This window comes from Flavobacterium gyeonganense (assembly GCF_029625295.1).
Taxonomy (GTDB): domain Bacteria; phylum Bacteroidota; class Bacteroidia; order Flavobacteriales; family Flavobacteriaceae; genus Flavobacterium; species Flavobacterium gyeonganense.
The window spans coordinates 1,481,273-1,495,284 of sequence record NZ_CP121112.1; the positions used below are offsets into that span (position 1 = coordinate 1,481,273).

9 protein-coding genes are annotated in these 14,012 nt (G+C 39.0%); all 9 read right to left on the bottom strand.

The features are described 5' to 3' along the window. Nucleotides 1-17: 17 nt before the first annotated feature. The gene (locus tag P5P89_RS06490) at nucleotides 18-1,892 is read right to left on the bottom strand and encodes a six-hairpin glycosidase (RefSeq protein ID WP_278011226.1); all 1,875 of its coding nucleotides are present in this window, start codon (nucleotides 1,890-1,892) and stop codon (nucleotides 18-20) included. A gap of 87 nt (nucleotides 1,893-1,979) precedes the next feature. Then, on the bottom strand, nucleotides 1,980-2,786 hold the full coding sequence (locus tag P5P89_RS06495) for a glycoside hydrolase family 43 protein (RefSeq protein WP_278011227.1): 807 nt from the start codon (nucleotides 2,784-2,786) through the stop codon (nucleotides 1,980-1,982). 341 nt (nucleotides 2,787-3,127) lie between these two features. Further along, a complete protein-coding gene (locus P5P89_RS06500; protein ID WP_278011228.1) occupies nucleotides 3,128-4,702 on the bottom strand; it encodes a glycoside hydrolase family 28 protein in 1,575 nt (524 codons plus the stop codon). A 133-nt stretch (nucleotides 4,703-4,835) separates the two neighbouring features. After that, nucleotides 4,836-6,239, bottom strand: a complete 1,404-nt coding sequence (locus P5P89_RS06505) for a glycoside hydrolase family 140 protein (RefSeq protein WP_278011229.1) — start codon at nucleotides 6,237-6,239, stop codon at nucleotides 4,836-4,838. Between the two features lie 134 nt (nucleotides 6,240-6,373). Next, nucleotides 6,374-9,529, bottom strand: a complete 3,156-nt coding sequence (locus P5P89_RS06510; protein WP_278011230.1) for a DUF6298 domain-containing protein — start codon at nucleotides 9,527-9,529, stop codon at nucleotides 6,374-6,376. Nucleotides 9,530-9,706: 177 nt separating this feature from the next. Beyond that, entirely contained in the window at nucleotides 9,707-11,404 is a 1,698-nt protein-coding gene (locus P5P89_RS06515) for a polysaccharide lyase (RefSeq protein ID WP_278011231.1), read from the bottom strand. A gap of 99 nt (nucleotides 11,405-11,503) precedes the next feature. Next, on the bottom strand, nucleotides 11,504-12,175 hold the full coding sequence (locus P5P89_RS06520; RefSeq protein ID WP_278011232.1) for a DUF3826 domain-containing protein: 672 nt from the start codon (nucleotides 12,173-12,175) through the stop codon (nucleotides 11,504-11,506). A gap of 80 nt (nucleotides 12,176-12,255) precedes the next feature. Beyond that, a complete protein-coding gene (locus tag P5P89_RS06525; protein WP_278011233.1) occupies nucleotides 12,256-13,152 on the bottom strand; it encodes a hypothetical protein in 897 nt (298 codons plus the stop codon). Then, complete coding sequence (locus P5P89_RS06530; RefSeq protein ID WP_278011234.1) at nucleotides 13,149-13,964, bottom strand: pectate lyase family protein; 816 nt, start codon at nucleotides 13,962-13,964, stop codon at nucleotides 13,149-13,151. Before P5P89_RS06530 ends, P5P89_RS06525 begins: the two co-directional genes overlap by 4 nt. Nucleotides 13,965-14,012: the final 48 nt, after the last annotated feature.

The following is a 14,012-nucleotide window of genomic DNA, read 5'->3' on the forward strand; positions in this document are numbered from 1 at the left end:
ATTTGCTGTTGTATTTTTTATAGTTTCTTCGTTACCAACGACTGAATATTAAATACCGCTTCCGGAATTAATTTTCCTGTATCCGGTAAATCAGTAAAATCCGGTGTGTCTGGTTCGGTGTCGGCATTTGGTGTGTAACGCTGATCGCCTGTGCGGAACATTATTCTTGAAATACCATCAACCGGTGCATAGAAAATTTTGTTGGTTTCTTTGCCGTCATTCACTTTTACAGTATACGAACGAGAAGTCACATCCAGTTTAACTGTAATTGTATAGTCTTTTCCTGCTTCGTATTTTCCAATTCCGCCGTGACGGGCTCCGTGTTTTACTTTTATTTCTCCATCCGAATCGAAAACGATGCGAATTGCAGGCAATCCTTGTTTGTTTTGGAATTCCACCTGCAACAATCCGTGACTATTTTGTTCCGGTTTTACGGTAAAAGTCGCTTCCATTTTTTGTGCAAACGGAATCACACGTTCGGCACGGGAATAGTCAAAAAAGTCCTGATCTCTTAGCGTCAGCCATTTTTGACCGTCTTTTTTCTTTTCAATTTTAGTCGAAGCCCAAGCTAAATCATAGGTATTCCAAAGTTTTAATTCTTCTCCGTTTGGCAAATCATTGAAAACATCATTGGCATTTTCTTTTACTTCGCTGGTCACCGGAACTGGTACCGAAGCCACCCAGATATCTTCTTTGTTTACGCTGTAACTTACCCAAAGTTTCCCGTCCGGCGGAGTTCCGTCTCCTTCGTTTATTCCGCGAACGTATTGCGGACCTGCTGATTTGTAATTTCCGCCGTAACGCATTGGGGTAATTTCGCCGTGAACCAACAATAAATCTTTGTAATTCAGTCCGTCGTCACTGGTTGAAATCGCCAATGGCCAACGGTATTCTGAAGGATTATAAACTGTTGCGTAACGATTATCCGAAGTTTTTTGCCCCCAGATTTTCGCATTGCTGTTCACAAATCCCGGTGCTCTTACCGGTATGTATTCCCAGGTTTTCCCGTTGTCTTTACTTAAAGATGTTAAAGCAAATTTCCATAAACCGACTACGTTTCCATTTGGCAAATGGTAATAATTGAAGGCTTTGTATTGTTTTTTTAATGGAATTAACTCATCATCACGATCAGCTTCTTCGACCCATTGTTGCATCAATAAAGGCTTTGACATCAACTCATCGCAGGCTTTGATGAATTTTTTGTCTTTGCTTTTGGTGTAAAACGGAAACGTTGTTGGCAAAGGATTTCCAGTTTTATTGTATCGGATAAAATAAATTGGACCATAAGTTCCGTCTTTGTAGATTTCACGAACCACACGACCAATTCCTTTTCCGTCATTCGGATCGTCTTTTTTGTCTAAGGCAACTCCGTAATAACCGGTTGCCAATAATCTGTTATCTGATGAAACATAAAAGCCCATTCGCTGATGCATGATCGCATCGATGTTTTTCGCTACGCCTTCGACACCTTCTTTTTTAAATCCGTCCGGAACGTGGTAGATTGGAAAAAGAACGGCTGGTTTTGTCCAGTTCACTCCATCTTTTGAGGTCATCATAAAAGTCTGGCTCGGCGGAATGTGTTCTCCTGAAGGGTCGCTCAAATAATGCAGGTAAAAGGTATTGTTCCAATATGCCATCATCGACTGGTGATTGTACGTCCAGCCAAATCCATCTGCTTTTTCAGGATGTTCTCTGCTTGCGCGCATAATCTGCGTTGCGTGAACTCCAACTGCGGGACTTAATTGTCCGTGATGGTAATCGACGTTGGAAAGTGTTTTGCCTGTATATCGTATCGTGTCTTGTTGGGCTTGCGCCGAATTGACTGCGACACAGCTTAACAAAATGGTTGTTGCTGATACGATATTGGTTTTTATGTTTTGAAATGCAATCATTATTTTCAACTTTTTATCTGCTCAATCTGCCAAATCTGCGTGAAAAAATTTACTCTCGCAGATTTAACAGATTTAGCAGATTATTTTTTATTTCTTTTCAATCAATCCTTTTAGAACGGCTTCGGAAATTGTTGTTATTGTTCCGTGTTTGTGTCCTTCTGGTAATTTTATTTTTGAGGAAACATCTTCGAATTTTACAAAATCGGAAGTTCTTAAGGCTTTGTAATTTTTGGATCCATAGTTGTCATAATACAGCAACCAGTTTTTGCCGACTTTCACCACCGTTGGTCCTTCTGATAAATATTCGGTCAGGGGTTTTGATCTTTTTTCAAATGGCCCTAAAGGCGATTTTCCGAAAGCTACTTCTATGTTTCGCATCGGTCTGGTGTTGTCTTTTAAAACCAAAACGTAATCCTTTTTGCCTTTTTTTACAATCACACAATCGATGACACTAAAACCTGGATCGTAATATAATTTCGTATCCGAAAACGTTTTGAAATCTTTGGTGGTTACGTAATACATTCGGTGGTTGTTTTTCTCGTCTTCCATTCCTTTTTCGAATCGGAATGGGATTGTGGATGCCCAGATAATAATGTATTCTTTTTTAACATCGTCATAAAAAATCTCGGGCGCCCACACGTTTACGACTTCAGGTTCGTGTTTCATTACGGGAATGTATTCCTGTTTTGACCAATGAATTAGGTCTTTTGAACTGGCGTATCCGAATCCGTTTCCGCCTTTCCAGTCGGTTGTCCAGACCATATGATAAGTTCCGTCTGCTCCTTTGGTAATTGAGGGATCACGCATTATTTTGCTGGCTCCGATTTCGGGTTTTAGGAATGATCCTTCCAAACCTTTCCAATTGTAGCCGTCTTCGCTGTATGCCAGGTACAAACCTTCGGTAGCGGGTTCCCTGAAAGAGGTGAAAAGGAAAATTTCCTTTTTTTCTGGGAATAGCTTACTGCAAATAGTGAAAGCGTTAATATGATGAATATTTTTTTCATTGTTATTGGTTTAATCTTTGTCTAAGTTTTGAACTTTGACAAAGATGTTTAAACACGAATCTTTATTATATTTCCCTTTTTAGATGAATCCTAAAAAATCCAAATGTTTCTCTTTTGCCCCGATTGCAGTGGAAATCCTTTTGTGCCGGTGTTCGGCACAAAAGATTGTAACGGAAAGCGGGACGATGTTTCCTAAAATGCCCAATTTTTCTGCTCCTGAAAATAATTACGTTATTCTGTAATTGCTTTTTTATCCAGGTCTTTTCCTTTTTTCACAACTGTAGTCACATTGTTGAACACATTGTTTTTAAGGAAAATATTTTTGGTGTCTTTTCCATTGGCCTCGATGAAAATATCGGTGGCGTTGAATGGAAAATTGTTGTTGATCATAATATTTGAGGCGTTGTCGATTTTGATAACCGGAACTCCTTTTATGGGTGTCGATGAACCTACGTTGTCCAGAATCAGGTTTTTAGCATCGGTGATTTTGAAAGAGGAACCCACGGTTGCATTGACTTTTACGTCATGAAATTCGACATCGGTCGCCGTGTTTATGGTGAAACCTTCCTTGCCGTCCATATTGATGTTGGAGAACGTGATGTTCTGGATTGGCATTTCAACAATTCCGCGAACGAAGCCGGCTTTGTTGACGTTTCCGCCCGTAACATTGCTGATGTGGATGTTTCTGAAAATCGGCGTACGCTCTGTAACTGGCTCTACGGGATTGTCTTTGTCATAGAAAAGATCCAGAATAATCGCTTCTTCTTTGATGTTTTTCATTACGATATTATCCACGCGAATGTCCTCGACCACTCCGCCACGACCGCGAGCTGATTTGATACGGATTCCACGATCGGTTCCGTCGAAAACACAGTTGGATATCGTGATTTTTTTGATTCCGCCTGACATTTCACTTCCGATAACGACACCGCCGTGACCGCTTAACATTGTGCAGTTTGTGATGGTTACGTTTTCGGTTGCTTTTCCGTATTTACGACCGTCTGCATCGCGACCCGATTTGATGGTGATACAGTCATCGCCCACGCTGATGTGGCAATTTGAAATGTGAACGTTGGTGCAGGAAGAAGGGTTGATTCCGTCTGTGTTTGGGGAATGCGGATTGTTAATTGTAATTCCGGTTACGGTTACGTTGTCGCAAAATTCTGGATTTATCGTCCAAAAAGGCGAATTTTTGAAAGTTACGCCTTCGATTAAAATGTTTTTGCAATTGTAGGCCTGAAAAAAAGAAGGTCTGAAAAAGTGTTTGTCAATCGTTCTTTTATAGTAAGGCTCGTATACGATTCCTTTGTTTTGCTCGGTCCACATTTTTTGGTATTTGGTTTCCGGGATCGGGCCTTTGGCAGTTTCAATTCGGTACACTTCATTCCACCACGCTTTTCCTTGTCCGTCGATTACACCTCTTCCTTTGATGGTGATGTTTTCGACGTCTTTGGCGTAAAATAATGGGGAGAAAGACTGCATCACGATTCCTTCATAACGCATTTCTACGTACGGAAGGTAGTCATCGAAATTCTCTGAAAATTTTAAAAGTGCACCTGAATCCAAATGGATGGTGATGTTGCTTTTTAGTTTTAAAGCGCCTGTTAAATATTCTCCGGCTGGAAAAAAGATGGTTCCGCCTCCATTTTTAGATGCTTTTTCGATAGCACCCTGAATGGCTTCGGTACATTTTACCCCTTTGTTGTTTCCGCCTTCGTTGAGGATGTTTAGCCAGCCGTCATTTGCGAAAACTGAGTTCAGTCCTGTGATGAAGAAGAGTATTAGTATGATATTTTTGATTTTCATAGTGTTGTTATTTTGTTCTCATTTTTGTCATCCTGACGGAGGAAGGATCTCCGTTAGTAGCTCCGCATAGTAGATAAACTTTGTGTTAGCTTCTTGCGAAGATCCCTCGTTCCTCGGGATGACAATATTGTGGTTACTTTGAACTTAAAATTAGTACCCAGTCGTTTCCGTCTTCTTTTTTGCCCGAAGGCTGAAATTCTTTAGTTCCTTTGTTGTCAAAAATTCCAATCTTTGTTTTTTTACCGTTTCTTGGGTTGTACCAGGTTGCGGTTACTTTATCCCCTGCGATTTTACCCATATTCACGGTAATTTTTCTTCCGGTATACGTGTAAATCAAAGCATAATTATTTCCTCTTGTTGCCACCTGATAATCGTATTTTTCTCCCTGATTGGCAACCAGTGACTGATCTGGAACTCTTTCTAAATACGGAAATTCCAACATCAGATTTTTAATGTGTACCATTTGTCCCGATCCCGGTGCATTGATAGCGTCATTCCATAATTCTTTGTTTCCGTAGGCTGGATTGTCGCCTTTTCTAAACATTTGCATAACCGCATTGTGCCCGTAAGTATAACCTGCTCCACCTGCAAAAACCGACCAGTATCCGTAACGACGTACATCAGCTGCAGTCCATTTTGGCTGTAAGGTATCGTGAAGACCGTGTGGAATTCCTTCGTAAGATGGTTCTCCGTCAATTGTTGGTTTTGTTGGTTTTAAATCCCAGTCTCTATGAACGAATTTGTAATTGTCTTCTTTGAATGAATTTTTCAAAGTATCCTGATCGTATCTTCTGTGACCTGATTGAAACATATTGAAATCTAACCAGCTTGCGTTATGAAAATTCTCTGATGAATCGGTTCTTCCGAAGGGATGGAAAGTTACCAGTTGATCCGGGTTACTTGTTTTTAAAGTACTTCCTAGTGCATTCCAGATGTCCTGAAATTTATCTCCGTAAGTATCGCCACCGTTCAGCCAGATTATATTGGTTCTTTTTTTATATCGATCGGCTAAAAATTTTGCATATTTTTCAACATCAGCTTTTGTTACTTTACTTTTAGCACTACTAATATTTGTTCCCCAAACAGGAACCATTGCAAGGTAGATTCCGTTTTTTTGTGCTACATCCAAAGTGTAATCTACATGGTCCCAGTAATCGTATTCGGGAGCATCGTTGGGATCGTTGCCAGGTGACGTAATTTGCTGGGACAAATTATCATTCATCAATGCCTGATCGCCATATGCATTTACAGCATTCACATTATGCAAGACCATTACCTGAACAACATTGAACCCTTTTGCTTTTCGATCCTGAAGATATTTTTCTACACCTTTTCTGTCCAGTTTTCCGAATGTCAGCCAGCCTGTATCGCCTAACCAAAAGAAAGGTTTTCCGTCTTCATTTACAAAATAATGTTTGTTTTCGGAAACTTTAAGTTTTGGTAATGCTTTTGATTTTGCAGATTGCGAAAATCCGCTTTGTGCTGTCAACATAAAGGTTATACAAAGGGTGTATAGGTATTTATTTTTCAGGTTCATTTTATTTTATTTTATTTTGAATTGTGTTTTTTATTTATTTTCACGCAGATTTAGCAGATAAGGCAGATTTAATTCTTAATTCTTAATTCTTAATTCTTAATTCTTAATTCTTAATTCTTATATATAATCTGTGGCTAACTTTTCTTCACTACGAATAAAACTTTTTCTTTAATTTCTGATTGCGGAATTACGACTTGTTTTCCTCCGTTAATATTTGCTTTTTTAGCGATACTTCCATTGGAAGCATTGATTGTATATACTTCGAAAGTTCCTTTGTAATTGGATAAATCGATTGAAACATCCTGATCGTTTTTCAGATAAAAAAGATAGGCATTCCCTTTATTTTCCAGCTTCCAGAGCTTATCTGAGAAAGTAGTTCCTTCTGCAAACTTCATACCAGCAAGGGCAGAATGAAAGGCAGAAAGTTCAATTTTTGGAACATTTGCTAATGAAGCTCCGGCCATTAATGCCGGCCATCCAAATCGTGGTGCTCCCATTGTGGAGTACAAGACTGCTTTTTCAGGATATTTTTCACGGTATTCGCGAACGGCTCGATATACCTGATCGTCTGTTTCTTTTCCGGTTTTGATTTTACGTGCGTGCTGGCGTGGTGCGAGGTTTTTTCCACCTTCGGGAGCATATAGTGTTCCGTCTTCTCTGTAATACCAATATCTGATATCAATAACATCAACGGTTTTGGCTCTTTCGCTGTCATTTAAGATTGCGTCCTGAACATCTTTTGTGGCACTCAATACAATTTTTGATTCGTTGGTATGAGTCTTTTCGTAGTTTGCAATCACATCAATCCAAAATTGCATAAAGCTTAAAGGACCTGTATATTCGGCACTTGTGAGTTGCAGAACGTTAGCGTTATCTTTAAAATTTTCCAGATTTTTTTCGATAAAGGCTACGTGTAATTTACGGATGTCGGCATTTTTTACATCATAAAACTGCTCGGCAAGAAAAATCCTTTTGTCGCCTGCATAAGGAGGTGGTTCAGGCAATCCGGTTGTATTGATATTATTGGCTGGACGCCAAGGGGAACTTGCCCAATGCGCTCCGGCTTCTAAAATATTATGCTGAAAATAGGCTTCGTTAATTAAAATCTTATTTTTTTGGCCTGCTAATTCTGCAAAAGTTTTCAATCGGTTCCAATACCAGGCATTGTATCGGGTCAAATCGTATTTGCTCAAATGGTCCCAGGCAATTCCCTGTCCGCTTCTGTCGAAAGGCTGTTCGTAAAATGGCGCCCAAACATCGGCGTCTATTCTTCGGATGCGTTCGTGGTCGGCCATTCTTTGTTCGTACCACAATCCATAATTATGATCAATTGCCGATTTATTGTTTTCGACTAAATAATTTACGGTTTCCTCTAAATTATCGGTATATCCAACTCCGTAATGTCCCGGAACAAATCGGGTAATATGCGGTCTTGATTTGGCAATCTCCGATTCGCGCAAACTACCTCTCCACCACGGTACGTCAACAACTTCTCCGGTGATTACTCCTTTTGAAGTGGTTAATAATCCATTTGTTAAAGTAATTTTATCAGTGTTTGTATTCGTAACTGTATTGGCTTTTACTTCATCAATATGTTTTGCTTTGGCATAATCAATCGCAATTGGATTTCTTGCTGATGCTTTAGTAATAAATTCTTTTAAGGTTTCATTTAATTTATAAGCTTCGGCTGTTAAGGCTGTAGCTTGTTCAATTGTTGGACTTGAAGAAGGTTCTGTACCTAAGTCCATAATTTGAGCCTCCATTGGTAATTTCCCCAGACGCTGTTCCAGCAAAGCATAAAATAAACTTCTTGGGCTGATGTGATTGTTCACATCTTTCCAGTGTCCGTTTCCTGCCCACTGAGCCCAGACTCCAAATGCCCAGTTGTTGGCTGTTGGCGGACTGTAATTTTCTATTTTGGATGCCGATGTTTCCCAGATGACGCTATTAGCTACATTCCAGCCTAAACCTCTTCCGTCTTGTTCTTTGTTTTTGAAACTGATGGCGTTTCCGTCAATCAGTGAAACATCAAAAAGAATTCCGGTTGCCCAGCTTCCAACAGATCCGCTGAAACTGTATGACAGATGGGATTCGCATTGTAAAAAAACATTCGGTCCTGCTGTAGCGTAACCTCCCACTACAAAATCATTATATCCAAATTCTGAATAACAACGCTGAAATAGCGTTTGTTGTCCTTCTGTATAAAAAGTATTCCTTCTAAAAGATGCGATTTCCGAAATTGGATTCAATGACAGACAATCTTCAACTGTAATTCTTTTGGCTGTTTTTAAAACCGAAACGGCTCCGCCTGCAAATTGTTCAAAATTGACTTGACGTACCCAAACATCTTCAGCATTTTCAACAGAAATTCCTGTCCATCGGTGCTGTTCATCTTTGGGATTTGTTGTGTCATATTCTGATTTCAAAGTCAGGTTTTCTACACCTATATTGTTAATTCGGCCTGACCAAGTGTAATTGACTATTGTTGATTTGGATAGTTCTTCGTCTAAAGCATTCGTTAAAGGCGCATCAATCGTAATTTTATTTCCCTGAACATTTGTAATTTCCCTATCTGCACGAATAACGAAATCATCGGCTTTCCAGCCAATCCATCCGCTTTCTCCACCAAAATCGGCAGTTCCTAAAAGTTCAATCCAATTTTTTGTGATGGGTGTATTGATTACGATGTTATCTCCTTTTTTAAAGGCACCGGCATTTTTTAATGTTAAAAGAGTTGCTCCAAGTGGCGTATAATTAACAGCTATTTCTGTAGTTTCCTTAAAAACACGGTTGTTAATTCCACTGATATTGACAATGGCTTTTCTATTGATTGTGGTTCCTAAAAGTACCGTTCCGTTATTTCCTGAACCGCTTCCTCTTAGTACAATTCCACTGTCTTTAATATTGATTTCGCCCGATACTTTGAAGATTCCTTTGTCTAAAAGTATCGCTCCTTTGAAACCAGTTGCATCGGCTTTCAATTTGGCAACATATTCTATCGCTGTCTGAATTGTTTTTGTGGCGTCTCCATCGATGTGCGGTACAAAAATTTTAATGGCTACAGCAGGAATTGCTACAGATGAGGCTTTATATCCGGCATACGAAAAGTCAGGAATCTGATTGCCTTTTGCATCAGCGGTACGTACAAGTTTTCCTTCTTTGGATTTTGTAATATCAGGAAATGTGTTTTGTGCCATGCTGATATTGGCACTAAAGAAAATAACAAAACAGGATAAAACGAGTAAATCCTGTTTTGTTAGTATTATATTTTTGAATTGGATAAAATTCATTTTTACTTAAACTTTCAAAATTACATTTTTCACAAACTTGTCATTTCGACGAAGGAGAAATCACACTAGAAATTCTACAAAGTATATCATCAATCTTTGTCGATATACGAGTGTTATTTCTCCCAAAAGGTCGAAATGACAAACTTTGAGCTTATTTTATTATCGAAATTTAAAACTTTACTGCAGTAAAACTTTCGATAAAGTATCCTTATTATTTTCTGTTTTTGTCCAATCTGTTTTTCCTTTTGGATCTATACCGTTAAAATATTTTTCAATATTGGTATAACCGTCACCGTTTGAATCTTTGTTCGCATCGGAAGCATCTTTTGGATCCAGTCCAAATTTCTTTTCCCAGGCATCTGGAATTCCGTCATTATCAGAATCCTTATAGGCTTTTCCTTTGTATTCCGGGTATCCTCCTACCTGATTTGGATGGGTGATGATTCCTTTTTTGTATGAATCGGCAGGTAATCTTCTTTTTATGTACTCTTTGCCTATTGTATTTTCCAGACCATCTTTTACTTCAATTTTTCCGGTACGAACTTGTTTGATAACTCTTTCGTCAACTGCATCACGTTTAGGCAGAGTTGCACCTACATTTTCCAAAACAAAATCATAAGCCTGCTCCGCTTTCATAATAGAAATTGGTGGCATTGGAAAAGGTTTATTCTGTTTAATTTGTGCCAAAAAGTCTTTGATTGCTTCTGCTGATTGATCTTCCAATTGCACTCCTCCGTTCCAGTTATCAGCTGTTACTTCAGGTGAACCTACAATAAAGTTCCCATCAACAAAAGCTTTTCCGAACTGTTTTGGACTGATATAACCTGATTCGGGTTTGATAATCCGGTAGCGAATCGGCTGATCAGTAGGCGTGATAGGTCCTGGTTTGAAATAATTATTGACAATGTTGTATTGCGAACGGTAATCACCACCATCAAGGGTACGGTTCCACCAGTTGAAAACCACATTATTCACAAAGTTAAAACTTCCATACATTCCAACCGATGCATTTCTCGAAATATTATCAGCCCATAAATTGCGGATAAACATACTATTTAAACCACCTATAGTGCTACCGAAAGCATGATTGTAAGTATCCAGACCTTCTGATGAAATGGTATTCTGAATGGTGACATTAACAGCTGGCAGTTTTTCTAATTTTGATTTTTCATTGGCCTGAAACTGATGACGGTATAGCGAAATATTTTCGTCTAATCCCCAGCTCATTGAGCAGTGGTCAATAATTACATTTCCGATTACGTTTCCTCCCAAAGCATCGTCACGACGAGTTACTTCGGTTTCTCCACGGCGAAAACGCATATAACGGATGATAATATCGTGTGTATCCAATAAAACTGATTCTCCCGCAACACAAATTCCGTCACCCGGAGCAGTTTGCCCCGCAATCGTGATGTAAGGCGCACGAACGGTAATTGGTTTTTTAAGGCGAATGATTCCGGAAACATTAAACACTACCGTACGGGCTCCAACAGCTTCGAGCGCTTCACGAAAAGTTCCTTTTCCGCTATCTTCTAAACTTGTGACAACAAATATTTTACCCCCACGTCCGCCTGGTGTCTGAGCTCCGCCACCCATTGCACCTGGAAAAGCAGGAATATCGGCATGAACCAAATCGGTTGGCAAGGATGCCCAAGGCACATAAGGACGCCCTTGTAAGGCTTCGGCTTTGATGATGTGTTCATTGGCTTTCCAAATCTGATCCAAACGCTCACTTTCTTCCTTCATCATGGCATCAGTTTTTTCCTGAAGCGGTTTTGGAATATCAGGATACTGAGCGTACGCTGATGAAAAAACGGAACAAAAGGAAGCTACCATGATTGTTCTAAGGACGGTCTTTTGGAAATTGTTTTGCATGATCATTAGTATGAAGTTTGTAGTTAGAATAGTTTGACATTGTAATTCATATAAAGTTTACTTGTAGCTTCAAAAATTAAACATGTCAAAAAACAGCAGCTATTCCTTCTTTTTATTCTTTTCTTTTTCTGCAATACGTTTATTCCAGCCTTCTCTCTCTTTGGTTAAATCATATCCTTCTTTAGACAAATAATTGTTGATTCTTCCTTTATATTTACCAAACCAGGCATGCTTTTCTTTAGATGAACCACCATCCATGGCGTGTTCCCTTGCTTCAACCAAAGCATCGTAAATGTATTTTTTTTGAGCTTCTGTCAAAGTAGGAATCATATCGTTATATGCTGTTACCGTAATGGGAAGCACGCCATAAGTCATTCCGTCTTTTACCTCAGTAATTTTTGCTTCGTTTAACTGTGTTTTTAATTTTTTAAGATAAGCTTTGTGCAGTTTATCAATTGATTTATCTGCATCGGCTTTTAGTTTATCAATCTTCTCGTTTTGTTTTTCTTTAGTTAAACCACTATCTTCTTTTACTTTTTTAACTGCAGCATCTCTTTCATCCTGGATTTTGCTTAAATCACGAAATTGCTGTGCAATGATATTGGTTACAGCTGTTTCTTTTTGTTTGTCATTTAAGGCTAATTTCTCAACAATCTTAGCCGCTCTTTCATTGGTAACCTTTACATATTCCGGGTCTGCATATTGTTGTGCACTTAATTTACAAAAGGCAAAAAACAAGAACAATATCCCTAATTTCTTAATTGATGTCATTTTATTTATTTTTTTAGTCTAAAAGTCAAAGGTCATAAAGTCGAAAGTTTATCTCAAGGTTTATTATCTAACTTCACTTTTTATTTTAAGTCTAACAAAGGTCTTACCAAAGTTTCTTTATTATTCGCTAAATCTGTCCAGTCTACTTTGATAGCCGGGTTTACACCGTTGATATAATCTTCGATATTAGTATATCCATCTCCATTTAAATCTCCTTTTGCATCAGACGGATCTTTTGGATCTAACCCGTATTTTTTCTCCCATGCATCCGGCATACCGTCTTTGTCTGTGTCGACATAAGGTTTTCCTTTGTATTCAGGATATCCGCCTACCTGTGAAATATCTGTGATGATTCCTTGTTTATACGAATCCTTCGGCAAACGACGGTGTTCAAATTGGTAGAAGTCTTTTTTCTCCAACCCTTTTGCATATTCCGGAACTCCTGTTTTTACTGTCCTTACAATTCTTTCATCCACTTTATCTCTGATTGGCAAAGTTGCTCCAACATTTTTAAGAACAAATTCATAAGCTTCATCTGCTTTCATGAAAGGACGGAACCATGGCATTGGGAAAGGCTTATCGCTTTTCATTTTATCGAAATAAGTTTTAGCATCATCATACCCCATTAATTCCCCTTTTTTGTTTTCGATCTGAATACCACCATCCCAGTTGTCTTTGGTTACTTTTTCGTTGCCATTTACTATGTTTCCTGTTACATATGCCCTCCCAAAAACCATATAAGGTAATTTGCTTCTTCCTGATTCCGGTTTTAAGATTCTGTAACTGATTGGTTCATTTAAATTCGTTACCGGACCTGGTTTGTAAAAGTTGTTGATGATATTATAGTTCGCAGTATAATCACCTCCATCTGTTGACCTGTTGTACCAGTTGAAAACAACGTTGTTAACAAAATTGAAAATTCCGTTCCAGCCGATAGAAGGATTTCTGCCTGCATTGTTAGCCCACATATTTCTCATAAAAGAGCAGTTTTCTCCCCCAAAGTACTTCCGAAAGCGTGGTTGTACGTATCCAATGCTTCTCCGAATAAACTATTTTGAATAGTAATGTTTACCGTTCCTACTTTAACTTCCGGATAACCAGCACCAGGATTATACATGTGACGATACATAGACATATTTTCATCTAATCCCCAGGTTGCAGAAACGTGGTCGATCATAATATTACCGACAGGATTTCCTCCGATAGCATCATCACGACGGCCTACAAAAGTTTCTCCCCTGCGGAAACGCATATGTCTGATAATTACATCATGCGTATCGATCCAAACCGATTCACCGGCTACACAGATCCCATCTCCAGGAGCAGTTTGTCCCGCAATGGTAATGTAAGGTGCACGAATAATTAATGGACTTTTAATTCTAATGATTCCTGATACGTTGAATACTACGATTCTGGCACCGCCCTGTTCGCACGCCTCACGCAAAGTTCCCGGTCCTCGGTCTTCTAAGCTCGTTACTACATATACATTTCCGCCACGACCTCCAAAAGTGTACATACCTCCTCCTTCAGCTCCTGGAAAAGCAGGTATAGACGCCTGTGGTAAATCTGTTGGCCTTGATGCCCATGGAATAAAAGGCTTGCCGTGTTTCGCTTCTTCTTCAATTACAACTAATGCTTTTTCCCATGCTTCGTCTGAAAGTCTGTTAGCCTCCGTGATAATTGCATCCTGCTGTGCCTTAATTTCAGGGCTGATTTTTGGGTATTGGGCAAAACATTTAATGCTTCCCAAAAGCAAAAAAGGCAATACAAATAGTGCTGAATTTTTCATGTTAATTTAATTTGGTAATTCGATTTAAACAAATCACCTGTATCTTTT